Raw genomic sequence first — 25,359 nt, 5'->3', positions numbered from 1 at the left:
GTCTCTCCTGGTACGCACGCTGCATTGCTCCCTACCTCGTCCACGCCGGCTGTTCGGCAAACGTGTTCGCGCGCATGCGAAGGCGCCTGATCCCGCGGGCGCAGGGCATTGTCGTCGAAGTCGGCTTCGGGTCCGGCCTGAACCTTCCCTATTACGACGCCGCCAGGGTGGAGCGGCTGGTCGGCATCGATCCCGACGGCACAATGCTTGGCCTGGCCGAACCGAAGATCCGTTCCCTGCCGTTCGACGTCGACTGCATCCGGGCCAGCGGCGAAAGGCTGCCCTTGATCGATGGCCTCGCCGACACGGTCGTCGTCACCTATGCCTTCTGCACCATTCCCGACCCTGACGCGGCGCTGACCGAGATCCGCCGCATATTGAAACCTATGGGCCGGCTGATCTTCATCGAGCACGGCCAGGCCGAGGGGCCGCGCGGCCGCAGATGGCAGGAGCGGCTGAACAAGCCGTGGGGACAGATCGCCGGCGGCTGTCATCTCAACCGCCAACCGCTGCACTTGATCCGAGAGGCGGGCTTCCGCATCGTTGAAGAGGAGCGCGGGCGGTTCCCGCTGCCCTTCTGGCAATTGGGAAGCCACTACGCCGGCGTCGCGGTGCTCCGACAGGGTGACGGGCCATCACCCCAGGCCAGATCGTGCATTACGAGGTCCCACGCACATCCGCTTCCGCGCGGAATTGCCGATGACGGTCGTCGGCATCCCGTTCCTGATGCGCGAGGTCACAGAAGATGGCGTGAGGGACAGCTTCTCGCACCGGAGTTAGCCGACATTCAAACCGCGTGCATCCACGTCTCAGATGGGGCTTTGCAACCCTTCTGTTATCAGCGTTCCGATCATTGAATCATAAACCGCGAGCTGAACGGCAGGCTGGCTGCGCCGACGGCTTTCGGGCTGATGGTCACCCGCGCTGGCAACGCTTGGACAGCGGCAAATTCCCGGCCGATATCGGCGCACAAGGCCTTGGCGATTTTCTGCGGCGCATAGCTGGACAGGAGGACCGTCCTGAACTCGACAAACTGGGTCAGCGCCGAGATCGATGCTTTCAGGCGGTTTGAGCATTCCCCCAGCCATTCGGTGTAGGCCTCTCCAAGATCAGGCCACTCAGGGCTGCTGCTCCAGATGATTTCGGACGAGCGTCCGCGCATGGCCAGTTCGCTTTCCAGGCGCATGAGGCCATGATCGAAGCTGGCACTGGAGTTTCCCTTATAGATCTGGTGGTTGAGGATGAGCCTGCTCTGCAGCCTAGCTCCGAGATAGAAGAACAAATAGTCGTTCAGCGGCTTTGCGACGCCGAACATGCTCTCGCCGCCGGCCGCCGCGGTGATGTCGTTCTGGACGAAGACCGGCAGCTTGATCTGCTCTTCGATCTCGCTTTGCAAAGCCTTCAGGGACGTGCTCGATCCGTTGCCGGTTGCAGCCATGGCGTCGACCTCATCGGGAACGGCCAGCCCGATACCCGCGACCCGGCTGCGCGCCTCGACCGGCAGGCTCGTCATGGCTTGCCTGATCGTCGCAAGCAAATCGTTGTTTTGCGGAAACGGATTGGCTTCATCCGCGGGCAACTGCGTGTGGAAGCGCACGGTGCCGATGAAGTCGATGAGCGCGATGTCGATCCTGCGCCGGCTGAAGCCGACGCCGACCGCGTAGGCACCTTCCGGGTTGAGTGAAAGCGGGATGGTGGGGGGCCCGACACGACCGCGCTGCGCCTCGCCCTGCGAGACCAGCCCTTCCTGTTCGAGGGAGCGGACGATGACCGAGGCCGTCTGCGCCGACAGACCGGTCTTCTCGCCGATTTCCATCCGCGATATGCCCTCGTTCTGAAGCAGCAGCGACAGCACCAGACGCTCGTTGTAGCTGCGCACGCTCAACGCGTTCAGCCCGCTCGCACGATCGGCGATGCGCAAGGGATTGGGTGGTGCAAACCTCATGTCAGGCAAGGGTCGCCCCATCGGTAAGAGCGCATTGCCGGGCGGCGGTATGGTTGCTCATGTCGAGCGGCTCCAGCCGATCGCATCGACCGCGCGGGCGAGTGCGATGCCAAGCAGTCTGTGCGCTTCGGCATCGATGTGAAATCCGTCCGCTTCGCTGCAGGACACCACCGAGCCAGCATCGAAAAAGTGCAGTTCGAGCGAATCCGCCAGCACCTCGAACTCGAGCGCCAGCAGCCGCGATTTCTCCGGTGCGCCGGCGAAGATGGACTTCCACTCCTTGACGTCGTCCTGCATCGGCGGCGGTGCGACGATCATGATTTCGGGTGTGGTGCCGCCCGGACCGGGCGCCAGTTCCTTGATGTCGTAGACAAGGCAGCCGATGCCCATAGCCACTTCCGACGGCGGTTTGTTGAAGCGGATCTTGAGGTCATTGGTGCCGAGCATGATGATGACGAGGTCGAGCGTCGCATGGCTCTGCAGACAGGGGCGGAGATAGGTTCTACCGTTCTTGTGTGCCCCCTCGATCGGATCGTCGTGGACGGTGGTTCGACCGCTCAATCCTTCCTCGATGACATACCAGTCGGGGCCTAGCTGAGCGCGCAGTATCCCCGGCCAGCGCTCAGCCGGGCCATAGCGCTCGAGCGGCCCCTTGCCGGGGATCTGGCCGTGCGTGTTGGAGTCGCCGTAGCACAAGACTGATCGCATGATTTTCCCGCCGGGACTGACCGCGCGCCGGTGCAGGACGAGCGCTCTTCATGATGAATAGCGGAGTGGCGAAAGGCAAGCAACGGAATAGTCATTCAACATGACTAACTATTGACAGGTCAAACCCACTATGCTTCTAAAGTGCCCGGAGGAGTTCTCGACCGTCATCATTGTCCAGCCGAAATTGGGCCTCGACACACATGTGTTCGGGGGCGGGAAAATTGCGTGCATAGGTCGGTTCGCGACGACAGGCATGCATCGGGAGAGCGTCTCGCGGCCCGTGCGCGTCCGTACGGCTGGAGCAACCACAAGGAGGAGTTCAATGTTAGGATTGCTGAAAACCGTCGGGCTGGGGATGCTCGTTGTATCAGCGCTTGCCGTAACGTCCCTGGCGCACGCGGAAGATGTCAAGCTGATGGACGGCGTCGCGCCGCGCCCCGACGACACGCGCATGACCGAGGCCGGCGCATTCAAGAAGGATCCCCCCTGGGTCATCGGAATGAGCGACTTCGGCGTCAACGCCAACACCTGGACCGTGCAGGTCGCGCATGAGGCGGAAAATGCCGCGGCGAAGGACAAGCGCATCTCGAAGTTCATCCTGCTCGATGCCGGCTTCGACCAGAAGAAGCAGGTAGCCGATATCGAGGATCTGATCGCCCAGCATGTCGACGCGATCATCGTTCAGCCGGTGACCAGCACGTCCGCCAACGCCAGCATCGCCAAGGCGGTCGCCGCCGGCATCCCCGTCATCCTTCACACCGGCCGCATCGATTCCGATGCCTACACCACCGAAATCCAAGGTGGAGCCGAGCACTTCGGCAAGGTGATGGGCGACTGGCTGGTGAAAACCGTTGGCGACAACGGCAAGATCTGGGTCCTGCGCGGCCTTGCCGGCCACCCGGAAGACACCAACCGCTACAACGGGCTACTGGAATCGCTCAAGGGCACACATGTGCAGATCATCGCCGAGGAGCATGGCGACTGGCAGTATGACAAGGCCAAGAAGCTGTGCGAGACGCTCTATCTGAACAATCCGCAGGTCGACGGCATCTGGTCGTCCGGCGCCGACATGACGCGCGCCTGCGTCGATGTCTTCAAGCAGTTCGGCACGCCGATCCCGCCGATTTCGGGCGAGGGCAACAATGGCTATTTCGGCCAGTGGATCACGGATGGATTCAAGTCGATCTCTCCGGAATACAGCCCGGCCCAGGGTGCTGCCGGCGTGCGCGCCGCTGTAGCCCTGCTCGAGGGCAAGCAACTCTACAAGCGCTATGTCTACAACCCTGATGGCTGGGACAAGGACAAGGCCGCGAAATACTATCGCGACGACCTGACGGCCAATGTCTGGTGGCCGAGCGAACTCCCCGAAGACAAGCTCAAGGAATATTACGGCAAGAAGTGACACGCCGTGGCCGGCGGGGAGTGGACAAGCGTCCCCGCGGGCCCTTCCAGTGGTGAAGCGAGGGTTTAGTGGCCAATCTTATCGAGATGTCGCACATTTCGAAGGCATTCGGGGGAAGCAAGGCGCTCCACTCCGTTTCCCTCGATCTGAAGGCCGGCAGCGTTCACGCCCTGATGGGCGAGAACGGCGCCGGAAAATCGACCTTGATGAAGATCCTGGCGGGCGTGTATCAGCCCGATTCCGGCGGGATCTTCATGAATGGGGAAAAGCTCGATCTGAAGTCACCGCGCGCCGCGCTCGATGCCGGCATCTCGACCGTTTTCCAGGAACACTCGCTGCTGCCTAATCTGTCGATCGCCGAGAACATGTTTCTCGGCCGGGAGCCGACGAACCGGTTCGGCTCGATCGACTATTCCGCGATGAACAGCCGAACCGCCAAGGCACTCGGCGAACTCGGTCTCACGCTAGACTCCTCGCAACTCGTTGCCAACCTGACCATTGCCGAGCGGCAATTCGTCGAGATCGCGCATTGCATCCAGGCCGACGCCGGCGTGCTTATTCTCGACGAGCCGACAGCGGCGCTCAACGCGGCCGATGTCGATGTGCTCAACCGCAATATCCGCCGCCTGCGCGATAGGGGAAAGGCAATCGTCTACATTTCGCATCGCATGGAGGAAATCTTCGAGCTGTGCGACACTGTGACGGTGCTGAAGGACGGCGCACTGGTCGGCACCAGGACGGTGTCCGAGATCACGACAGACGAACTCATCGCCATGATGGTCGGGCGCGAACTCCAGGACCTGTTCCCAGATCGCACGGGCGACAGGGGCGGCGAAATCCTGCGCGTCGAGAATCTCAGGATCACCGAGACATCGCAGCCTCTGTCGCTGACGTTGCACAAGGGCGAGATCGTCGCCCTCGCCGGGCTTGAGGGACAGGGCCAGCAGCGCTTCTTGCGCTCCCTCATCGGCCGCTACCATCCTTTTGCCGGGACGATTTCCATCAACGGCAAAACGCTCGACATGCCGCTCTCGACATCATCAGGCGTTCGCCATTTGCAGCAGCTGAAGGTCGGTTTCGTCCCCGAGGACCGCAAGGAGGAGGGGCTCTTTCTCGCTTTGCCGATCGCCCACAACATCGCCATCGGATTGCATTCGAGGCGACGCGAACTTGCGCCGGCGCGGCCCTATCGAAGCGTCATCGCCCGCATGATGGATGTCATGAACATAAAGGCGACAGGGCCGTCCGCTCCGGTCGGTTCGCTGTCGGGCGGCAATCAGCAAAAAGTGCTGCTCGGCCGCTACCTCGCCGCGGATCTCGATCTTCTCCTGGTGGAAGAGCCGACCCGTGGCGTCGACATCGGCGCCAAGTCCGAGATCTACCATCTGCTGCGCGACTTCACCCGCAAGGGTGGCGCGGTGCTGGTGCTGTCGCGCGAGACGATCGAGCTGATCGGGCTGTGCGACCGCATCTATGTCGTCCACCACGACACAGTCGTGGCCGAAATGCCGGCAGCACAGGCGACGGAGCACAAGATCCTTGACGCGGCCCTGACGGGCGGCTCGGCGCGCCGGCACTAGGGGCCTTCCATGTATCGTAGCCTGTCCAACATCGTGAGTGGCCGGAACACACGGCAGGGCCAATGGGGTCTGCCATTGTTGGTTGCCTTGCTCATTTCGCTGTGGCTGTCGGTTCAGACGACGCAGTTCGCAACGGCCGAAAACCTTTTCAACCTGGTTGCGCAGGCGATGCCGCTGGTCATCGCGGCGGCCGGACAACTCGTCGTCGTGCTCGTCGGCGGGCTCGATCTGTCGGTCGGCTCGGTCATCAGTTTCACGACGGCGGTGCTGGCGCTCGACCAGCCGGCGATCGTGCTGATCCCGGCGGTCTTCGTGCTGGCCGCATTCATCGGGCTGATCAACGGCCTGGCGATCACCCGTTTCAACGTCCATCCAATCATCGCCACGCTATCGACGCAGTACATTGTCCTTGGCATCACGCGCATCTTGCGTCCCGTCTCCGGCGGCACCGTTCCGGAGATCGTCATTGCTGCCGTCTCAGGCAGTTTCCTCGGTATTCCTTATCCGGTCTTTTGGGGAATCGTCGTGATGCTGTTGGCCTGGAAGCTGCTCTACGGATCGCGATACGGCCTGCATCTGTTTGCGATCGGCGGCGGCATCGCGTCGGGGGCCGAAAGCGCTGCCCGCAATTTCGGCGTCTCCGATCGCCGCAACATCATCCTCGCCTATGTGGTCTGCTCCTGTTTCGCGGCCGTTGCCGGTGTCTTCCTGGCCGGGCGCATCGTGTCGGGTGATCCAAATGTCGGGTTGCTTTTCGAACTCGACACGGTCACCGCCGTGGCACTTGGAGGCACCCAGCTTTCAGGCGGAATCGGCAGCCTGCACGGCACGGTGATCGGCGCGCTTGTGATGGCACTGCTGGCCAATGGCATGAACCTCGCCAACGTCTCGCCCTTTGTCCAGACGGCGATCAAGGGCGGCATCCTCTTGGCCGTGGTCGGGCTGCAATCCCGCAAGAAGATGGGGCTCTGAGCGATGACTGCCGTTCTCGCAAACCCGATCGCCCGGCGTCTGCTTCGCATACCGCCGTCCTACTTTGTCTTCCTCGTGCTTCTGGCCACGCTGTGGGTCGCACGGCCGAACATGCTCAACCTCAACATCATGGGCATCTTCATCAGGCAGATCGTTCCGCTCGGCATTCTCGTGCTGGGGCAGCTCGTCGTCATGCGCGTGAAGTCGATCGACCTCTCCGGCGGCGGCATCATCCTGCTGATCAACTATTTCATCTCGTCGGGCAGTTTCCCGGGCGCGTCGCTGCCCTTCTTCGTCGTACTGGCGCTCGCCACGGGCCTCGTCATTGGCCTGTTCAACGGCTTCATGATCGGCATCCGGCGGGTGTCGGCCGTCATAGTCACGCTGGCCGTCAGCATCATCCTGGTCGGACTGGTGCAGTTCCTGTCGAGCGGCAATCCACCCGGCGATGTGCCGAAACTGTTCAACGACCTCTACAACACGAAGTTCCTGTCGGTTCCGACGCCGGTGCTGTTCTGGATTATGCTGACCGCCGCGGTGTGGCTGCTTCTGTCGCAGACAGTGTTTGGTCGTTACGTGGCCTCTGTCGGCGAGAATGCCGAAGCCGCCCATTTTTCCGGCGTGCCGGTCCAGCGCACGGTCATCCTGGCGCATACGCTCGCCGGCCTGATCGCGGCGATCGCGGCCCTGGTACAGACAGGTTCAATCGCCGTCGGCAGCGTGCGCGTCGGTCTCGACCTGCCGATCCTGGCAGTCGCGGCGACGATCCTTGGCGGCGTCGCCTTCGGTCGCGGCGACGGCGGCGTCTGGGGACCTTTCTTCGGCTCTCTGTGCTTCGCGCTTTTGTTCGTCGTGATGACGGTGCTCGGCATCGACGAACCCGGCAAGCTCATCGCCCAGGGCGTCATCATCCTCGGCGCGGCGATCTTCTATGGAGTGCGCGTGCGAACCCCATAAATCGAAACAGCCAAAGGCATGCCGGCACCGGCGTTCGCCTGGATTGATAAATCTGCACGTTCAGACAACTGCAAACCGATGGAGAAACATGGATGTCACCGCCAAAAAACATCATGTGCTACGGCGACTCGCTGACCTGGGGCTGGGTTCCGGTCAAGGAAGGGTCGCCGACCTACCGCTACCCCTATGACCAGCGCTGGACGGGCGTGATGGCGGCGGCGCTGGGAGCGGGCTACCATATCATCGAAGAAGGGTTGAGCGCGCGCACGACCTGTCTCGACGATCCCAACGATCCGCGCCTCAATGGCGCCAATTATCTGCCCTCGGCCATCGCCAGCCATCTGCCGCTGGATCTGGTCATCGTCATGCTGGGCACCAATGACACGAAGTCCTATTTTCGCCGGACACCCTACGAGATCGCCAACGGAATGGCGAAACTGGTCGGGCAGATCCTGACGAGCGCCGGCGGTATCGGCACGCCTTATCCGGCTCCGAAGGCGCTGGTCATCGCGCCGCCGCCGCTGACCCCGATGCCCGATCCCTGGTTCGAGGGTATGTTCGGCGGCGGCCACGAAAAGTCCAGGGAGCTGGCCAGGCAGTACAAGGCGATGGCGGATTTCATGAAGATCGACTTCCTGAATGCCGGCGATTTCGTCACGACAGACGGTGTCGACGGCATCCATTTCACCGCTGGCAACAACGCCGATCTCGGCCGCGCGGTCGCCGACAAGGTCAAGTCTATTCTTGAGCCAAGCCGCGCCAGCACCGCCGCCTGAAGTCGCAACGCCCGCCGGCTTGCGCAACAGGCCGGTTCGCAGGCGTGTCGCATTCTTCCTGTATGCCATTGTGGACCCAACGATGAGCCTGGTCCGTAATTCTGCCCAACACGTTCCGTGGCACTTGACCCACTTGCTTTTATGAAGACGAGCTATCCACTCAAGCCGTTCAACAAGCGCACATTCGAGGTTTGCCTGGGCCGATAGTAAGCTTGGGCTCCTCGTCCTTCACGCCGCCTGCACCGCCGCTCCCAACCCTCGAATGATCTTCGCCAGCTCCATGCACTCATTGCGCAAGGTGCTGTTGCGCCGCCAGGCGAAGCAGATCGTGCGCTGCGGCATGGGTTCCTGGAACGGCACGATCTTGAGATCGGGGATAGTGCCGGCAGGTCCCGTGGCCATTTCCGGGATCAGCGTCACGCCGAGCCCGTGCGCCACCATCTGCAAGAGCGTGGTCAGGCTGGTGGCGCCGTAGCTTGCCATCGCCACCGGCCGCACATTGCCGCAGACAGCCAGCGCCTGTTCGCGCAGGCAATGACCCTCCTCCATCAGCATCAGCCTTTCCAGCGCCGGGCTTTCGGGCGGCACCGGCGGCGAGGCGAAAGCCGGATCGCCTGACGGCACGGCCAGGAAGAACCGGTCGGGGAACAAAGCCTCCGTCACCAGGCCGGGATGGTCGAGCGGAAGCGCGGCGATGAAAGCATCGAGCTTTTGCGACGCGATGTCCTCGACGAGCGAGGCGGTCACCGCCTCGCGCAGTTCGAGCATCAAGTCCGGGAAATGCATTTTCAGCTCGGGCAGCGCACGCGGCAAAAGATAGGGCGCGACGGTCGGAATGATGCCCAGCCGGAAGCGCCCTCCCATGGCAGGGCGGCCACGCCGGGCGATGGTCTCGACCTCGCGTATGTCGGAAAGGATGCGTTCGATGCGCGGCAAAAGGGCTGCCGCCTCGTCGGTCATGCGCACCGATTTGCCGCCGCGTTCGAACAGCCGGCAGTTCAGCCGCTGCTCCATTTCCGCGATCTGCGAGGACAGCGCCGGCTGGCTCACGCCTGCAAGTTTCGCCGCACGCCCGAAATGCAGCGTCTGCGCAAGTGCGTCGAAATAATGCATCTGGCGGACGGTTAGGCCTATCATAAGAAAATCCTATTGAAAGGAACAGGAAAGGCAATTTGTTTTTATCGGCAGGCTGGCCTAGTCTGGAATCATTCCAGGATGGCGGCGCTGGCTGCCCGGAACCCTCGGCAAAATTGGAGTGCAAGATGGACGCGAAAACCGACGACAACAGCGCGGGCAAATGCCCTGTCGCGCATGGACCCGGTGCCAGGACCAACCGTGACTGGTGGCCCAACCAGCTGGACCTCGGTGTTCTCCACCAGCAGTCGAAGCTCTCCGACCCGATGGGCGAGGACATCGACTATGCCAAGGAGTTCGCGAGCCTCGATCTCGACGCGGTGATCAAGGACCTGCACCATGTCATGACGGATTCGCAGGATTGGTGGCCGGCCGACTTCGGCCATTACGGGCCGCTGTTCATCCGCATGGCCTGGCACAGCGCCGGCACCTACCGCATCGGTGACGGCCGCGGCGGCGCCGGCGCCGGCCAGCAGCGTTTCGCACCGCTCAACAGCTGGCCTGACAACGCCAATCTCGACAAGGCGCGCCGCCTGCTGTGGCCGGTCAAGCAGAAATATGGCCGCAAGATTTCCTGGGCCGACCTGCTGATCCTCACCGGCAATGTCGCCCTGGAATCGATGGGCTTCAAGACCTTCGGCTTCGCCGGCGGCCGCGCCGACGTCTGGGAACCCGAGCAGGACGTCGATTGGGGATCGGAAACCAAATGGCTCGACGACGAGCGCTACTCCGGCGACCGCGAGCTTCGCGGCCATCTCGGGGCCGTGCAGATGGGCCTGATCTACGTCAATCCGGAAGGCCCGAACGGCAAGCCTGATCCGCTTGCCTCGGCACGCGACATCAGGGAAACCTTCGGCCGCATGGCGATGAATGACGAGGAGACGGTGGCGCTGATCGCCGGCGGCCACACCTTCGGCAAAACCCATGGCGCCGGCGATGCCTCGCTGGTTGGCGCCGAGCCGGAAGGCGCCGGCATCGAGGCGCAGGGCCTCGGCTGGTCGAGCAAGCACGCGTCAGGCATTGCCGGCGATGCCATCACTTCGGGGCTCGAGGTCACCTGGACCACGACGCCGACCAAATGGAGCAACAACTTCTTCGACAACCTGTTCAACTACGAATGGGAATTGACGAAAAGCCCGGCCGGCGCCCATCAGTGGACGCCTAAGGGCGGCGCAGGTGCCGGCACGGTGCCGGACGCGCATGATCCCTCGAAGCGCCGCGCGCCGGCCATGCTGACCACCGATCTCGCGCTGCGGGTCGACCCGGCTTACGAGAAGATCTCGCGGCGGTTCCACCAGAATCCGGATCAGTTCGCCGATGCCTTTGCCCGCGCCTGGTTCAAGCTCACCCATCGCGATATGGGCCCGGTCGTTCGCTACCTTGGCCCGCTCGTGCCGAAGGAGGAGCTGATCTGGCAGGATCCGATCCCGGCCGTCGACCATGAACTGGTCAGCGAACAGGATATCGCATCGCTGAAGGCCAAGATCCTGGCCTCGGGCCTGTCAGTTTCCGAACTGGTCTCGACCGCCTGGGCTTCGGCCTCGACGTTCAGGGGTTCCGACAAGCGCGGCGGCGCCAATGGCGCCCGCATCCGGCTGGCGCCGCAGAAGGACTGGGACGTCAACCAGCCTGCTGAATTGGGCAAGGTGCTTGCCACGCTCGAATCCATCCAGAAGGCTTTCAACGCGGCACAGACCGGCGGGAAAAAGATCTCGCTGGCCGATCTGATCGTGCTCGGCGGCGTCGCCGCGGTCGAGAAGGCGGCAAAGGATGGCGGCAACGAGGTGAAGGTGCCGTTCACGCCGGGCCGCATGGATGCCTCGCAGGAACAGACTGATGTCGCCTCCTTTGCCGCACTCGAGCCAAAAGTCGACGGCTTCCGCAACTATGTCCGGGGGCCGCAGCCGATGTCGGTCGAGGCGATGCTGGTCGACCGGGCACAGTTGCTGACGCTGACCGCGCCGGAGATGACGGTGCTGGTCGGCGGCCTGCGGGTGCTCGGCGCCAATACCGGCAAGTCCAGGCACGGCGTGTTCACCGACAGGCCGGGCACGCTGACGAACGACTTCTTCGTCAACCTGCTCAGCATGAACACGGTCTGGGATCCGGCCGCCGGGTTGGATGAGATCTACGAAGCGCGCGACCGCAAGACCAAGGCGGTCAGGTGGACCGGTACCCGCGCCGACCTGATCTTCGGCTCGCATGCGCAACTGCGTGCGCTGTCTGAGGTGTACGGGTCCGCGGATGCCGGGCAGAAATTCGCCAGGGATTTCGTTGCGGCGTGGACCAAGGTGATGAACGCCGACCGGTTCGACATCGCTGCCTGATCCGAGCAAGGACTTCTCGACCCAAGAAAAAGGCGCGGGGCTCGGCCCCGCGCCTTTTTCTTGTCCAGGCTTTCGAAATCAGTCCTTTTCGAAGACGCGCGCCTTGGCGACGACGCCGGCAATGGCGCCGCCGATCAGCGGCGCGACGATGAACAGCCAGAGCTGGCTGATCGCGGCGCCGCCCGAGAACAGCGCCGGGCCAATGGAACGGGCCGGATTGACCGATGTGCCGGTCACCGGGATCATGGCGAAGTGGATACCCGCCAGCGTCAGGCCGATGACCAGTCCGGCGAAGGCCGTCGCATGCCTTTCCGCGGTAACGCCGAGGATCACGGTGACGAAGGTGAAGGTGCCGATCAGCTCCCACAGGAACGCGGAAGAGACGCCCCATTTCGTCTCGTCCCAGCCATTGGCGCCGAAGCCGCCAGTGTGTCCCCCGGCCTGGCCGGAGACGATGATCCACAGCGCCAGCGATGCCAGGATGGCGCCGATGATCTGCGCGATCCAGTAGGGGATGACGTCCTTGGCCGGCAACCGGCCGGCAAGGAACACGCCGAGTGTCACAGCCGGGTTGAGATGCGCGCCCGAAATGGGGCCGATCGCGTAGGCGGCCGCGATAAGGCCGATGCCGAAGGCCAGCCCGATGCCTTCCTGCCCGAGCGGCAGTGCGCCGCCGAAGCCACCCGTCACCACCGACGCGGTACCGATGAACACCAACAGGAATGTGCCTAGAACTTCCGCCAGATAAGTCTTCATTGCCATCTCCTCGTGACGATCCGCCGGTCCACGCTTTCCGCGCCGCGAATCATGGCGTCAAGAGTATTCCCAACCGAAAAACTTGGAAAGCTGAGCTGTCGCATCCCTACCGTGCTTGCAGCCGCCAGTTAAGAACATTAGAGAGCTTGCATCTATTGACGATCTGCTGTTGACCACACCGGAAGATTTACTGCTCGGGCGGTTTTCGCCGATCGCCCGACAGGTTGCCTGTCGTCGCGAGCCGGGGCGGGGTTCAATCTCACCGTGAAAGGCTCTAAGAGCAGGCCGAGATGATGCGCGCGATTTGGTGGACTGAAGAATGCGACTAGGCGGACGGCTGGCTGCGGCCATCGAAGTGCTGGAAGACATTGGCCGGCGTCATCGGCCGGTGGCCGATGCGCTGAAGGACTGGGGCCTGTCGCACCGCTTTGCCGGCGGCGGCGATCGCGCGGCGATCGGCAACATCGTCTACGATGCGCTGCGCCGCAAGCGCTCGGCAGGCTGGCTGCTGGGCGAGGACACGCCGCGCGCCATCGGCTTCGGCGCCCTGCTGCTCGAATGGGGCCAGACCGCGCGCTCGCTTAACGAAGCGCTCGACGGCGACAAGTTCGCGCCGCCGCTGCTGACGCCCGCGGAACTCCAGGCAACCGAAGAGCGGCGGGTTGCCGACGCGCCGCCCGCGGTGCGCGCCGACATACCGGATTGGTGCGAGCCGCTTCTGCAACGCGCCTTTGGCGAGGCCTGGGTCGAGGAGGGCGCGGCGCTCGCCACCCGCCCGCCGCTCGACATCCGCGTCAACACTTTGCAGGCCGATCGGGCCAAAGTGCTGGCGGAACTTACCGAAGCCGGCGCCAAGCCAGCCCCTATCGCCCCGCACGGCATTCGCATTCCGCCGATCGACGGCGACGGCCGGCATCCCAACGTGCAGGCCGAGCCGGCTTTCCAGAAGGGCTGGTTCGAAGTCCAGGACGAGGGATCGCAAATCGCCGCCGCTCTTGCCGGTGCCGAGCCTGGAATGCAGGTGCTCGATTTCTGCGCCGGCGCCGGCGGCAAGACGCTGGCGCTATCGGCGGCGATGGGCAATACGGGTCAGGTCTTCGCCCATGATGCCGAGAAGGCGCGGCTGGCGCCGATCTTCGATCGCATCCGCCGCTCGGAAAACCGCAACGTGCAGATCGTCACCAAGCCGGCGGAATTGTCGCCGCTCACTGGCCATATGGACCTTGTCCTGGTCGACGCGCCTTGCACCGGCAGCGGCACCTGGCGGCGGCGCCCGGACGCCAAATGGCGGCTGACGCAAAGGCAGCTCGACGCCCGCAAGGGCGAGCAGATGGCGATCCTCGATACCGCAAGCAGCTTCGTCAAGCCGGGTGGCCTGCTGGTTTACGTCACCTGTTCGGTGTTCGACGAGGAGAATGGCGACCAGATCGCAGCGTTTTGCCAGCGCAATGGCGGTTTTGCCCCGGTCGACCATCGCCGGCTCTGGGACAGCCGTTTTCCCGGCCATGAAACGGCGATGCGGCTCGGCGCGCTGGGCGGTATCTGCCTGTCGCCGGCGCTGAGCGGCACCGACGGTTTCTACATCTGCGCGCTGCGTAGGGCTTCCTGAATGGAGCGGAAAGCGAAGCCGTCCTGCGCGCCCTCGAGACCAAATTGCTGCAGTGCAGCATTGGATGATTGCTTGCCGCTCACGCCTCTGCAATAAGCTTTTCCGGCAAAGGTGAAAGCAGCGACGGCCATGGCAGCAAAGATCGTACCCGCTCCGGACTATGAGGACCGCGTCAGGGCGTCCTTCGCGCGCCAGCAGGCAATGGCGACCATCGGCGCCGAATTGACGCTGGTGACGCCCGGCATCATCGAAATCGAGATGCCCTATTCGGCCGCACTCACCCAGCAGCACGGTTTCCTGCATGCCGGCGTCATCTCGACCGCGCTGGACTCGGCCTGCGGCTATGCGGCCTTCTCGCTGATGCCGGAGAATTCCGGGGTGCTGACCATCGAATTCAAGGTCAATCTGCTGGCGCCGGGCAGGGGCGAGCGCTTCCTGTTCCGCGGCTCGGTGACCAAGCCCGGCCGCACCATCATCGTCGCCGACGGCCAGGCCTATGCCTTCGCCGCCGACGGCGAGGCCAAGTTGATCGCCACCATGACCGGCACCATGATGACGATGGTGGGCCGCGACGGGATTGCTGGGTGAGTCGCAGGTTCGCCGCAGGCGAATTCATCGTGCCAGTGGCACGATGAAAGGCCACGAACGCCGGGAGCTGCCTCAGGCAGCGGGTCCCGGCGAGCAGGCGGTGAAGACTGCAGGACAGGGAGGAGTAAATCATCATGACCGACAAAGTGTCGCGCCTGTCCGGCAAGAACGTCCTCTTCGTCATGGCGGTGCAGGCCGAATACGGGCCGCATCTACAGCGGCTGTTTACCCCGCTGATGACCGGTGTCGGCCCGATCGAGGCAGCCGTCCGGCTTGGCGCCGAATTGTCCTGGCTGAAGTCGCAAGATGCGCTGCCGGACCTCGTCGTGTCGCTCGGCTCCGCCGGCAGCCGGACTTTGGAGCAGACGGAGATCTATCAGGCGGTCTCGGTCAGCTATCGCGACATCGACGCCTCGCCGCTCGGCTTCGAGAAAGGCGCGACGCCATTTCTCGATTTGCCGGTTACGGTGCCGCTGCCGTTGCGCATCCCGGGCATAAAGGAGGCGACGCTGTCGACGGGCGGCGCAATCATCACCGGCGCGGCCTTTGACGCCATCGCGGCCGACATGGTCGACATGGAGACCTTCGCCTGCCTGCGCGCCTGCCAACTGTTCGGGGTGCCCCTGATTGGGCTGCGCGGCATTTCCGACGGCGCGGCTGATCTCAGGCATGTCGGCGACTGGACCGAATATCTGCACGTCATCGACGAAAAGCTGGCGGATGCCGTCATGCGCCTCGAACAGGCGATCGGCTCGGGCTTGCTTCGGACGGCATCTCCCGGTGACGTGACGGGACCGGTCTGAAAGTCAGGTTCGCAACCCATTGCGTCGACTCGTTTCTTTCTCTAAACGCTCGCCATGAAAACAGCCAATCAACCCGACACCGTCCTGATTGTCGATTTCGGCAGCCAGTTCACCCAGCTCATTGCCCGCCGCATCCGCGAGGCCGGCGTGTTTTCCGAGATCGTGCCGTTCCAGTCGGCCGAGGCGGCATTCAAGCGCATCAATCCAAAAGCCGTGATCCTATCCGGCGGTCCGGCCTCGACCACGGATATCGGCAGTCCGCGGGCGCCGCAGATCGTCTTCGAGGCCGGCGTGCCGGTGCTCGGCATCTGCTATGGCCAGATGGCCATGTGCGTGCAGATGGGCGGCGTTGCCGAAAGCTCCAATCATCGCGAATTCGGCCGCGCCTTCGTCGAGATCGAGAAGGAAAGTCCGCTGTTCGAGGGCCTCTGGGCAATCGGCCAGCGTCACCAGGTGTGGATGAGCCATGGCGACCGCGTCATCTCCTTGCCCAAGGGGTTCGAGGTGTTCGGCAAGTCGGAAGGCTCGCCCTTCGCCATCTTCGGCAATGTCGAGCGCAAGATGTATGGCATCATGTTCCATCCGGAAGTGGTGCATACGCCCGACGGCGCCCGGCTGCTCAGGAATTTCGTCCACAACATCGCCGGCATCGAGGGCGACTGGACGATGCGCGCCTACCGCGAGCACGCGGTCGAGGCGATCCGCAAGCAGGTCGGCAAGGGCAAGGTCATCTGCGCGCTCTCGGGCGGGGTCGACTCCTCGGTCGCCGCGCTGCTCATCCACGAGGCCGTCGGTGACCAACTCACTTGCATCCTCGTCGACCATGGCCTGATGCGTAAAGACGAGGCCGCCGGCGTCGTTTCGATGTTCCGTGAACATTACAATTTGCCGCTCATTCTGGTGAACGCGTCGGATCGCTTCATCGGTGCGCTCGAAGGCGAGGCGGATCCCGAGAAGAAACGCAAGACCATTGGCCGGCTCTTCATCGAGGTGTTCGAGGAAGAGGCCAAGAAACTCGGTGGCGCCGATTTCCTGGCGCAAGGCACGCTCTATCCCGACGTCATCGAAAGCGTCTCCTTCACCGGTGGCCCGTCGGTGACGATCAAGTCGCACCACAATGTCGGCGGCCTGCCCGAGCGCATGAACATGAAGCTGGTCGAGCCGCTGCGCGAACTGTTCAAGGACGAGGTCCGCGCACTTGGCAAGGAACTCGGCCTGCCCGAGAGTTTCATCGGCCGCCACCCGTTCCCGGGCCCGGGTCTCGCCATACGCTGCCCCGGCGGCATCACGCGCGAGAAGCTGGAGATCCTGCGCGAAGCCGACGCCATCTATCTCGACGAGATCCGCAAGGCCGGCCTCTATGACGCCATCTGGCAGGCCTTCGCCGTGCTCTTGCCGGTGCAGACGGTCGGCGTCATGGGCGACGGCCGCACCTACGAATTCGTCTGCGCGCTGCGCGCCGTCACCTCGGTCGACGGCATGACGGCAGATTTCTATCACTACGACATGGCCTTCCTGGGCGCCGCCGCCACCCGCATCATCAACGAGGTCCGCGGCATCAACCGCGTGGTCTATGATGTGACGTCGAAGCCGCCGGGAACAATTGAGTGGGAATAAAGGTCGGTCGTTCGCCAGCATTCGGCGACTATCGAAGAAACTTCATTAAACCTCTGAATCTTATCTTCTTTTCTCTCTAGGTCTATCGCTGACTATCGCCCCTAAGCGGAATCATTTGACGGTATATCTGACGGCATTCCTTTTCGCGTCATCTTCGCTGCAGACTGATGCCGTCAGTGCGCCGGACTCAAGCATGTTGGCATCTTTCGAGGTAAGGCATTGAATCCAATGGGCTCTCGCAGAGCCTTGACGGTAAAACGAATGACGGTAAAATTAGGCGTTTCACAATCCTAGATGCGCCCGTCCGTCTCCTCCTATGCTCACAGATATCGCACTTAAGAAGCTGAAACCAAAAGATAAAATATACAAAGTCACTGATCGTGACGGTATGTACGCGACCGTGGCTCCCACAGGGCAGATATCATTCCGATACGACTACCGAGTAAATGGTCGGCGAGAGACAGTGACGCTTGGCCGCTATGGGGAGGGAGGCATCTCGCTTGCAGAGGCGCGTGACCGCTGTCTTGCCGCACGAAAAATGGTTGCAGCCGGAAAATCGCCAGCCCAGGAAAAGCAGCGTGACAAGCGGCGCCTGTCTGGGACGGCCACGTTCGGCGATGCTGGCAGAAGATGGTTTAAAGAGGCGAAGATGGCGGACAGCACGCGCTCGATGCGCAAAGCCGTCTTTGATCGCGACATCTTGCCGATTTGGGACAAAAGGGTCCTCGCAGAAATAACATCGGACGATTTGCGGGCGCTGTGCGCAAAGGTGAGGGACCGTGGCGCACCGGCAACGGCCATTCATGTCCGGGATATCGTTAAGCAGGTCTATGGTTATGCCATTCTGCACGGCGAGAAGATCGCCAATCCGGCGGACGAGGTAGGGCCAGCTTCCATAGCCACCTTCGAGGCGAAAGACCGGGCGTTGTCACCCGCAGAAATTCGACTCATGCTGAAAGAGTTGGAAAATGTGCCGACGTTGTCGACCATTCGGCTGGGCGTAAAGCTGATCCTGCTCACGATGGTTCGGAAAAGTGAGCTTCTGGACGCGACGTGGGATGAGGTTGACTTCGAGAACGCGCTATGGAGCATTCCCAAAGAGCGAATGAAACGGAAGAAGCCACATAACGTCTACCTGTCCCGCCAATCCCTCGACATCATGATTGCGCTTAAGACTTGCGCCGCGAACTCTCGATACGTGCTTCCATCTCGCTACGACGCCGACGAACCCATGTCGCGCGCGACCTTCAATCGGATTACGATGGCGATTGTGGAACGCGCAAAACAACAAAATCTGCCGCTAGCTCCCTTTACCGTGCACGATCTACGGCGGACCGGGTCCACGCTCCTAAACGAGATCGGATTCAATCGCGATTGGATCGAAAAATGCCTTGCCCACGAAGACAGTCGCTCCTCCCGGGGCGTCTATAACAAGGCTGAATACGAACCGCAGCGGCGCCACATGCTGCAGGAATGGGCCGACATGATTGAAGCGTGGGCGGCTGGCAATAAACACGCACCCACACTGCAGCCGATTTCCGGGGCAGCCGTCATCCTCGATCCGATTTGACGGGCCTTCTCTTCCGTGACCGCACGTCTGGTCCTGGGGCCAGTTCGATTGAACCGGCAGAGGACGCGTTCCGCCGTTCCTGAATCCAGGCTTCGACTTCTCCCAGGTCCCAAACGACGCAGCGGGGGGTCAGATTGAACCGTCGTGGGAACTCGCCTCGTTGTTCCATTTCATAAATGGTCGTGTCCGATAGCGGGACGATTTCTCGCAACTGTGATCGGCGAACAGTTCGCACGACCTGTCGCGCCGCAATGTGAGGTAGAACCGGAAGGGAGCGATCCGCTGGCGCGGCCTCTATGCCTTGGCAGCTTTCGTGTTGAGTTTGCTTCTCCCGTTTGACCATTTGCATACCAAGGGCTCCTTCGGGCCAATGATCGCGCATCTGCTTCAATCTGAGTATAGCTCTCAACTACGATCGCATCGTCTCGTTTGACCAACCGGCGAGCTTTGCGATGGTCGAAAAGCCTAGGTCTTGCTCAGGAGCACACCCACTTCGCGAGCCTCAATGACAGTTTATTACGCGCCGATCCGCAAGAATGAACGGCGGCAATGGGGTACCTCCCTACGGCCTGCTGGTAGTTGTCGTCACCGGGCAGCGTCCCGATCGCACGGAAGGGCGCGGGCAAAGACCAGCACCACGGAGGCAGTATTCCTGATGGGGATACTGCAACACCTTTAGATTCCGGTTACCCGTTTTTACCCAGTTCGCCTGGTGCATTCAGAGCGAGGTATTTGGAAATCGCTTATGGTGGCTTTGGGCGAACTCGGGATGGAGGAGTGGACCCAGAAATTGGCAAAATGCCCCAGGGAGGATTACATGGGTCGCTCATTCGCCGTACTCTTTACAGGTGCCCGTCGCTACGCAAACAGCTTGCTTTTGACTTCAGCGTTTTTTGCCGTCTCGGCATCGCTCTCCAATTCGGCCGCTGCCGAAACCATGAACTGGCGCCAATTCGAAGGGACCAGCATAACTTGGGCCTACGACATCCACCCGTATGCCGATGCTCTGGCCGCGCAACTTCCCGAGTTTGAGAAGCTGACCGGCATCAAGGTCACGCCGGAACTGTACCCGGACGACTCCTACTGGAGCAAGATGACGATCCAACTGACGACGAAGTCGCCAGCATGGGATGTGTTCGGCACTGGCATTCAGCCCGCGTGGGACCTCGCTCCGAGTGGCGCTCTGGAGCCGCTGGACAAATACCTCGGCGATCCGAAGCTTACCGATGCTGGATATGACTTCAACGACTTCTTCCCGAGCCTACGCTCGGCGCTTACCTGGAAGCTGGAAGATGGCCAAGTCGCAACGGGGGATGGTGGCCAAATCTGGGCAATCCCGCACGCATTTGAGAACATCCAGCTGTTCTACCGCAAGGATATCTTGGACAAATACAACATCGCGGTTCCGACGACTCCGCCGGAAATGGCAAACGCGTGCGAAGAACTCAAAGCCGCCGATCCTTCCATCACGCCGTTGGGCGTCCGAGGCGTGCGTTTCTGGAGCAGTATCCACACCGCCGCAGTCTCGATCGCCCGCTCTTACGGTGTCCACGATTTCGTCGTCAAGGACGGCAAGCTCGACACGGGACTGGATTCGCCGGAATCGATCGCGTTCCACAAGGATTACGTGGACATGATCAAAAAGTGCGCGGCTCCTTCCTTCGCCAATGATAACTGGTACCAGGTCGTGGACGGCATCTCGTCTGGCCGCACCGCGATGGCGATCGACTCAAACATGTTCGGCTTCTGGAACGATGTTGCGGGAAAGCCGGCATCCGGCAAGATCGCCTTCGCTCCGCCGCTTCGCGCACCGAACGCCACGAGCTTCGATTCCAACATCTGGATCTGGGCTCTCGCCATGAACGCGGCTTCCGAAAAGAAGGGCGCGGCCTGGCTGTTCATGCAGTGGGCCACCTCCAAGCAGGTGGCCCTCAAGGGTGCCGTTGCCGGCCAGCTCGTCAATCCGCCGCGCACGTCGACCTGGCAGGACGAGACCTGGACTAAGTACGCTTCGCAGCCCGAGTTCAACAATTTCGTTGACAGCTTCAAAAAGACACAGGACCACGCCGCGCTGGCTTTCACACCGCGTGTCGGCTTCGGCGAAGCTATGAACGCATGGGCTGTGGCGATGCAGAAGATGGTAAACGGCGATGACGTCGAGACAACGTTGAGGGCGCTTGCCGAAGAAATCCGCGCTGGTCTCTGATCAAAAGGAACAGGGCAGTATTATTGCACTGCCCTGTTCCCGCCAACGACGGAGACCACGCCGTGTCATCCCAAGCACTTAAACCCATCGTGCCGGTGGCAGCCGAAGGACCTGGCGCGTGCGCTTCGTCCGGTTCGGATTCGCTGGAGGGGCGTTCCATCGACTGGTTCAGCCTTGCAATCATTCTTCCTGCCGTCCTTATCCTGTTCGGCTTCCTTCTTCTGTTCTTCTATGGTGTCTACCAATCTCTGACTGACCTTCGCCTGGGCAGGCCGATCGCTAAGTTCGTCGGCTTCGCCAACTTTATAGCGCTCGGCAGGACGGCTGATTTCTGGAACAGTGTTCGCGTCACCGTAACTTACGCGCTCTCGTCGGTCGTGATGGAGGCTCTGCTGGGCCTAGCAGTCGCGAAACTGTTCGCCTCCGGCGTGTTCATGGCCAGGGCTTTGCGTCCGGTCATCCTACTTCCCCTCGTCCTTCCACCCATGAGTGTCGCGTTGATGTGGACGACGATGATGAACCCGCAGAGCGGCATCATGAACTATCTTTTGTCCCTGATCGGGCTGGCGCCTTTCGCCTGGATTTCGGATACCAGGACCGCACTGCTTTCGGTGATAATGATTGATGTCTGGACCTACACCCCATTCTTCGCGCTCATCATCTTCGCAGGGCTCCAGGGCATCACGGACGATATTCGCGAGGCCGCCCGCATCAACGGCGGGAAGGCATGGGCCACATTTGTCAACATCGAGCTGCCGCTGGTCGCGCCCCACATCCTGATCGCCGCGATCTTTCGGCTTATCGAGTCCCTGAACCAGTTTGACATCATCTTCGGAACCACGCAGGGCGGTCCGGGAAACTCGACCTCGGCGCTTTCCGTGCAAGCCTACATCACGGCTTTTCAGAACCTTACATTCGGCCGCGGCGCGGCCTTGATGGTCGTCAACTGGCTCATCGTGTTGATCGGCGCGTTCTTTACCGTGAAACTCTGGCGGGCGGTTCGCCGCCGCGTGCAATAGGAGCCAGACCCATGGATTTCACGCGCTCCCTCACGACCAGGATCGTGCTCAACGCAATGGTTCTGATCTGCGTCGCCGTGCTCGCATTTCCGCTCGTGTGGATCGTCATGATGGCGTTGAAGCAGCAGAGCGACGTCATGGCCTGGCCTCCGAGCTTCGTCTTCACTCCCACAATGGACAATTTCCGCGTCCTGTTCGATGCGGCCCAGGCGGGCGCCACGAGCTATGGAACCATCAAGGTCGACTTCCTCAAACCCGTGATAAACAGCGTCGTCATCGCCCTCGGCGCAGTTGTGGTTTCGCTGATCGCGGGAGTCCCTGCCGGCTATGTATTGGCCAGACGCGACATCCCCTACAAGGAAGACATCGCGTTCTTCATCCTTGGGTTTCGCTTCGCTCCCGTTCTCTTGGTGGTGATCCCGCTCTTTAGCTTGTTTCAGTCCCTGGGCCTTTATGACACCTATATAGGCATGATCTGGGTCTACCAGGTCGTGACGCTGCCGATGATCGTCTGGCTGACACGATCCTATGTCGAGGACATCCCGAAAGACATCGAGGAGGCTGCGGCAATCGACGGCGCGAAACCGTTTCGTGTCGTCCTGCACATAGTCCTTCCGTTGCTGAAGCCCGGCCTCATCGGCGCGTCCCTGCTGGTATTCCTCCTTGCCTGGCACAACTTCGCGCTCGGACTGATGCTGAGTTCAACCAAGGCGCCTGTCACCGTCGCGCTGCTGAAACTCCTCAATCCCGGTATCCAATTCTATCCCGTCATGGCCGCCGGGCTGGTCGTTACCATGATCGTGCCGGTTATCCTGATCGTCATAGGACAGCGCCATCTTGAGCGCGGGCTGACCTTCGGAGCTGTTAAATGAACCCTTGCCCCCTGATCTTCTTTGGCACCACGAATCTCGACTTGTGCTTCAATGTGGAACGGCTACCCACGATAGGTGAAAGCTTGATCGGCTCTCTTGTCCGTCACCCCGGAGGCAAGGGTGCCAATCAAGCCGTGGCCGCGGCGAAGCTTGGCATGCGGCCAAAGTTCTTCACGCGCCTCGGCGATGATGAGGCGGGAGACGTCTTAATGCGCGCCCTGTCAGACGCCGGGGTCCTGACCGAGGCGGTCCAGATCGCGTCGGGCGAGGCCTCGGGGTCAGCGCTCGTCATGGTGGCAGACGACGGTAGCAACATGATCATCATCGATCCTGGCGCAAACGCGAATGTCACCGCGGCCGTGATCGACGAAGTCGCGCATCACATAGAGCCCAGGTCCATCGTGGTCGCCGAAATGGGCCTCCCCGTGAATGCGCTGGAGCGGCTTTTCGCGCTGAAGCCCAGGCTCGGCTTTCGCCTTATCTTCAATCCGGCCCCCGTGCGCACCGGGCTCTCTCGCAAGGCCTGGTCCCAGGTCGATTTCGTCACCCCCAACGAGTCAGAGACCTTCGAACTCACAGGAGTGGAAGTCGTCGATCCACAGAGCGCAGCCCGAGCTGCGACGATTCTACTCGAACTGGGGGCCAGGGCAGCCCTCATTACCCTGGGAGAGCGCGGGGCGTTCTATTCGAACGGCGAGGAAAGCTTTCTCCTTCCTTCGTTCCCTGTGGTCGTGGTGGATGCCACGGCGGCAGGCGATGCTTTCAACGGAGGGTTCGCGGCAGCGCTCGCCAGGAATGTGCCTGTCCGCGAAGCGGTCCGCCAGGCCATGGCCGTTGCGGCGCTCTGCGTCACGAGAAGGGGCGCACAGCCGTCAATGCCCACCGCCGCAGCTGTCGACGAGTTCCTGAACCACAGAACATTACTGGAGATACGATGACATCACCAATTTTCACGATGTCCGGCAAGACGGTTCTCGTCACCGGCGCGGGCGGCGGTATCGGTGCCGCCATCGTCAACGCCTTTCTGGCGAGCGGTGCCAATGTCGTGGCGACCGATGCGAGCAGTGAGGCGCTCACCCGGACCTACGGCATGGTTGAAGCCAACGGCCAACCGCTCACGCTCGCCATGGACGTGACGAGCGAACAGGACATCGTCCGCGTCCTCGACATCGTCGCCGAGCGCTTCGGACGACTGGATGTTCTCGTCAACAACGCCGGGATCAAATCGGCGGAGTCGCTTCTTTGCGGCGACAAGGCCAAGATCGACCGCACGATGCTGATTAATTCTGACGCGGTGCTCCTCTGCTCCAAGTCGGTCGTGCAACGATTTCTTCGTGACGGCGGCGGACGCATCGTCAACATCGGATCATCCCTGTCGTCGCAGGGCGCCGTATTCAACTATCAGGCAGGCGGAGCCGACTACTGTTTCTCCAAGGCCGTAGTCCACGATCTCACAAAACTTCTCGCCTATGAATGCGCACCCATGGGCGTCAACGTGAATGCCGTCGCGCCGGGCATAATTGATACGCCCATGCATGGCCGCCCAAAGGAGGAGACCGAAGCAAGGCATGCGGGTCGCATCCCGCTGGGACGGGTCGGATCGCCGGAAGACGTCGCCGGACTGGCGGTGTTCCTGGCGAGCCCCGCGGCCGCCTACATTACCGGTCAGATCGTTCATGTAAACGGCGGGATGTTGATGAATGGCTGATATGGTTTCAACGCTTGCGTGGCCGCGCATAACGGGGATCGTCTCCGACCTCGACGGCGTCGTCTATCGTGGCAAGAATGCGATCGAAGATGCTGTCGAGGCATTCAAGGCCTGGCAGGCCGAGCGGATCCCATTCTGCTTCGTCACCAACAACTCGACCCACACGGCCGGCGACGTCGTCTCGAAGCTGCGCGGCTTTGGCCTGGAGGCGGGGGAGGAGAACGTCGTCACATCCGCAGTCACCGCCGCGAAGATGATCCGGCAAACCTATCCCGCGGGGACGCGGACCTATGTCATCGGAGCGCCTTCGCTGAAGAAGGCCATCACCGATGCGGAGCTCGAGATCACCGACAAGCAACCGTGCGTCGTGGTCATGGGGCTCGACCGGGAAATCACGTACGAGAAGCTCACGATCGCAGTCGACGCGATCCTCAAAGGCGCGGTGCTGATTGGAACCAATCCGGACCTCCTGCTGCCCACCCAGACCGGTTTCGAGCCCGGGGCAGGTGCCTGTCTGACCGCAGTCTCGGCTGCCGCACGTGTGAAGCCCATCATCGTGGGAAAGCCGGAAGTGCACATGATCGAAGCTGCACTATCGCAGCTCGGCACAGATCGAGCCTCGACGCTGATGATCGGCGACCAGATACCAACCGACATACAGGCCGGGAAACGCGCCGGGCTATGCTCAGTCCTGGTGACCACGGGCGTTCCGCCGATCGACGATCCGTCGCTGCTGGCGCCGGATTTTACCGTATCGAGCCTGAAACAAATATTTTTGAAGCGCTGATGCGCGCCGGCACCTTGGGAGGA

The 25,359-nt window shown here is 61.9% G+C and carries 23 protein-coding genes; 18 read left to right on the top strand and 5 right to left on the bottom strand.

The window, feature by feature from the left end:
* Positions 1-62 precede the first annotated feature (62 nt).
* Positions 63-857, top strand: coding sequence for a class I SAM-dependent methyltransferase (locus LB547_RS11150; RefSeq protein ID WP_224655864.1), 795 nt, complete (start codon positions 63-65; stop codon positions 855-857).
* Here LB547_RS11150 and LB547_RS11145 read toward each other — a convergent pair.
* Both LB547_RS11145 and LB547_RS11140 read right to left on the bottom strand, forming a co-directional pair.
* Positions 851-1,921 carry an ROK family transcriptional regulator gene (locus LB547_RS11145; RefSeq protein WP_224646902.1) on the bottom strand — a complete coding sequence of 357 codons (1,071 nt, stop codon included), beginning with the start codon at positions 1,919-1,921 and terminating at the stop codon, positions 851-853. The genes LB547_RS11150 and LB547_RS11145 overlap by 7 nt on opposite strands.
* An 81-nt stretch (positions 1,922-2,002) precedes the next feature.
* A complete protein-coding gene (locus tag LB547_RS11140; protein ID WP_140498346.1) occupies positions 2,003-2,653 on the bottom strand; it encodes an SGNH/GDSL hydrolase family protein in 651 nt (216 codons plus the stop codon).
* A gap of 355 nt (positions 2,654-3,008) precedes the next feature.
* On the opposite strand from LB547_RS11140, the gene LB547_RS11135 reads away from it, so the two are divergent.
* From LB547_RS11135 to LB547_RS11115, 5 genes are all read left to right on the top strand, one after another.
* The gene (locus LB547_RS11135; RefSeq protein WP_411961462.1) at positions 3,009-4,055 is read left to right on the top strand and encodes a substrate-binding domain-containing protein; all 1,047 of its coding nucleotides are present in this window, start codon (positions 3,009-3,011) and stop codon (positions 4,053-4,055) included.
* A 68-nt stretch (positions 4,056-4,123) separates the two neighbouring features.
* Positions 4,124-5,635 carry a sugar ABC transporter ATP-binding protein gene (locus LB547_RS11130; protein WP_140560418.1) on the top strand — a complete coding sequence of 504 codons (1,512 nt, stop codon included), beginning with the start codon at positions 4,124-4,126 and terminating at the stop codon, positions 5,633-5,635.
* A gap of 9 nt (positions 5,636-5,644) precedes the next feature.
* Positions 5,645-6,607, top strand: a complete 963-nt coding sequence (locus LB547_RS11125) for an ABC transporter permease (RefSeq protein WP_140515064.1) — start codon at positions 5,645-5,647, stop codon at positions 6,605-6,607.
* A 3-nt stretch (positions 6,608-6,610) separates the two neighbouring features.
* Positions 6,611-7,564 carry an ABC transporter permease gene (locus LB547_RS11120; protein WP_140763340.1) on the top strand — a complete coding sequence of 318 codons (954 nt, stop codon included), beginning with the start codon at positions 6,611-6,613 and terminating at the stop codon, positions 7,562-7,564.
* A gap of 92 nt (positions 7,565-7,656) precedes the next feature.
* On the top strand, positions 7,657-8,340 hold the full coding sequence (locus LB547_RS11115; protein ID WP_140623944.1) for an SGNH/GDSL hydrolase family protein: 684 nt from the start codon (positions 7,657-7,659) through the stop codon (positions 8,338-8,340).
* A 228-nt stretch (positions 8,341-8,568) separates the two neighbouring features.
* Here LB547_RS11115 and LB547_RS11110 read toward each other — a convergent pair whose 3' ends face one another.
* Entirely contained in the window at positions 8,569-9,477 is a 909-nt protein-coding gene (locus tag LB547_RS11110) for a hydrogen peroxide-inducible genes activator (protein ID WP_140763337.1), read from the bottom strand.
* Positions 9,478-9,602: 125 nt separating this feature from the next.
* On the opposite strand from LB547_RS11110, the gene katG reads away from it, so the two are divergent.
* Positions 9,603-11,801, top strand: a complete 2,199-nt coding sequence (katG, locus tag LB547_RS11105; protein WP_140763334.1) for a catalase/peroxidase HPI — start codon at positions 9,603-9,605, stop codon at positions 11,799-11,801.
* Between the two features lie 78 nt (positions 11,802-11,879).
* Here the strand turns inward: katG and LB547_RS11100 are convergent, their stop codons facing one another.
* Positions 11,880-12,557: an MIP family channel protein gene (locus tag LB547_RS11100; RefSeq protein WP_140498338.1), complete on the bottom strand. Its 678-nt coding sequence runs from the start codon at positions 12,555-12,557 to the stop codon at positions 11,880-11,882.
* Between the two features lie 319 nt (positions 12,558-12,876).
* Between LB547_RS11100 and LB547_RS11095 the strand changes: the two genes are divergently transcribed.
* The 5 genes from LB547_RS11095 to LB547_RS11075 all read left to right on the top strand — a co-directional run bounded on the left by LB547_RS11095 (position 12,877) and on the right by LB547_RS11075 (position 18,744).
* Positions 12,877-14,166 carry an RsmB/NOP family class I SAM-dependent RNA methyltransferase gene (locus tag LB547_RS11095; RefSeq protein WP_140763331.1) on the top strand — a complete coding sequence of 430 codons (1,290 nt, stop codon included), beginning with the start codon at positions 12,877-12,879 and terminating at the stop codon, positions 14,164-14,166.
* 129 nt (positions 14,167-14,295) lie between these two features.
* The gene (locus LB547_RS11090) at positions 14,296-14,754 is read left to right on the top strand and encodes a PaaI family thioesterase (protein ID WP_027146613.1); all 459 of its coding nucleotides are present in this window, start codon (positions 14,296-14,298) and stop codon (positions 14,752-14,754) included.
* Positions 14,755-14,888: 134 nt separating this feature from the next.
* Complete coding sequence (locus tag LB547_RS11085; RefSeq protein WP_140763328.1) at positions 14,889-15,557, top strand: 5'-methylthioadenosine/S-adenosylhomocysteine nucleosidase; 669 nt, start codon at positions 14,889-14,891, stop codon at positions 15,555-15,557.
* Between the two features lie 54 nt (positions 15,558-15,611).
* Positions 15,612-17,174, top strand: a complete 1,563-nt coding sequence (gene guaA, locus LB547_RS11080) for a glutamine-hydrolyzing GMP synthase (protein ID WP_140498335.1) — start codon at positions 15,612-15,614, stop codon at positions 17,172-17,174.
* A gap of 316 nt (positions 17,175-17,490) precedes the next feature.
* Positions 17,491-18,744, top strand: coding sequence for a tyrosine-type recombinase/integrase (locus LB547_RS11075; RefSeq protein WP_064994668.1), 1,254 nt, complete (start codon positions 17,491-17,493; stop codon positions 18,742-18,744).
* Here LB547_RS11075 and LB547_RS11070 read toward each other — a convergent pair.
* Complete coding sequence (locus LB547_RS11070; RefSeq protein ID WP_084016063.1) at positions 18,725-18,979, bottom strand: helix-turn-helix transcriptional regulator; 255 nt, start codon at positions 18,977-18,979, stop codon at positions 18,725-18,727. The two genes, LB547_RS11075 and LB547_RS11070, sit on opposite strands and share 20 nt — an antisense overlap.
* 510 nt (positions 18,980-19,489) lie before the next feature.
* On the opposite strand from LB547_RS11070, the gene LB547_RS11065 reads away from it, so the two are divergent.
* The 6 genes from LB547_RS11065 to LB547_RS11040 all read left to right on the top strand — a co-directional run bounded on the left by LB547_RS11065 (position 19,490) and on the right by LB547_RS11040 (position 25,336).
* A complete protein-coding gene (locus tag LB547_RS11065; RefSeq protein ID WP_224655862.1) occupies positions 19,490-20,950 on the top strand; it encodes an ABC transporter substrate-binding protein in 1,461 nt (486 codons plus the stop codon).
* Positions 20,951-21,039: 89 nt separating this feature from the next.
* Positions 21,040-21,969: a carbohydrate ABC transporter permease gene (locus LB547_RS11060; RefSeq protein WP_224656327.1), complete on the top strand. Its 930-nt coding sequence runs from the start codon at positions 21,040-21,042 to the stop codon at positions 21,967-21,969.
* Positions 21,970-21,980: 11 nt separating this feature from the next.
* On the top strand, positions 21,981-22,841 hold the full coding sequence (locus tag LB547_RS11055; RefSeq protein WP_064994671.1) for a carbohydrate ABC transporter permease: 861 nt from the start codon (positions 21,981-21,983) through the stop codon (positions 22,839-22,841).
* The gene (locus tag LB547_RS11050) at positions 22,838-23,779 is read left to right on the top strand and encodes a ribokinase (protein WP_064994672.1); all 942 of its coding nucleotides are present in this window, start codon (positions 22,838-22,840) and stop codon (positions 23,777-23,779) included. The genes LB547_RS11055 and LB547_RS11050 overlap by 4 nt, the downstream gene beginning before the upstream one ends.
* Complete coding sequence (locus tag LB547_RS11045) at positions 23,776-24,549, top strand: SDR family NAD(P)-dependent oxidoreductase (protein ID WP_064994673.1); 774 nt, start codon at positions 23,776-23,778, stop codon at positions 24,547-24,549. Before LB547_RS11050 ends, LB547_RS11045 begins: the two co-directional genes overlap by 4 nt.
* On the top strand, positions 24,542-25,336 hold the full coding sequence (locus LB547_RS11040; protein ID WP_064994674.1) for an HAD-IIA family hydrolase: 795 nt from the start codon (positions 24,542-24,544) through the stop codon (positions 25,334-25,336). Before LB547_RS11045 ends, LB547_RS11040 begins: the two co-directional genes overlap by 8 nt.
* The last annotated feature ends 23 nt before the right edge of the window (positions 25,337-25,359 follow it).

Source organism: Mesorhizobium sp. B264B1B (genome assembly GCF_020165765.1).
GTDB lineage: Bacteria > Pseudomonadota > Alphaproteobacteria > Rhizobiales > Rhizobiaceae > Mesorhizobium.
Note: the sequence above shows the minus strand (reverse complement) of the source record. Positions and strands in the feature narration are given on the sequence as shown.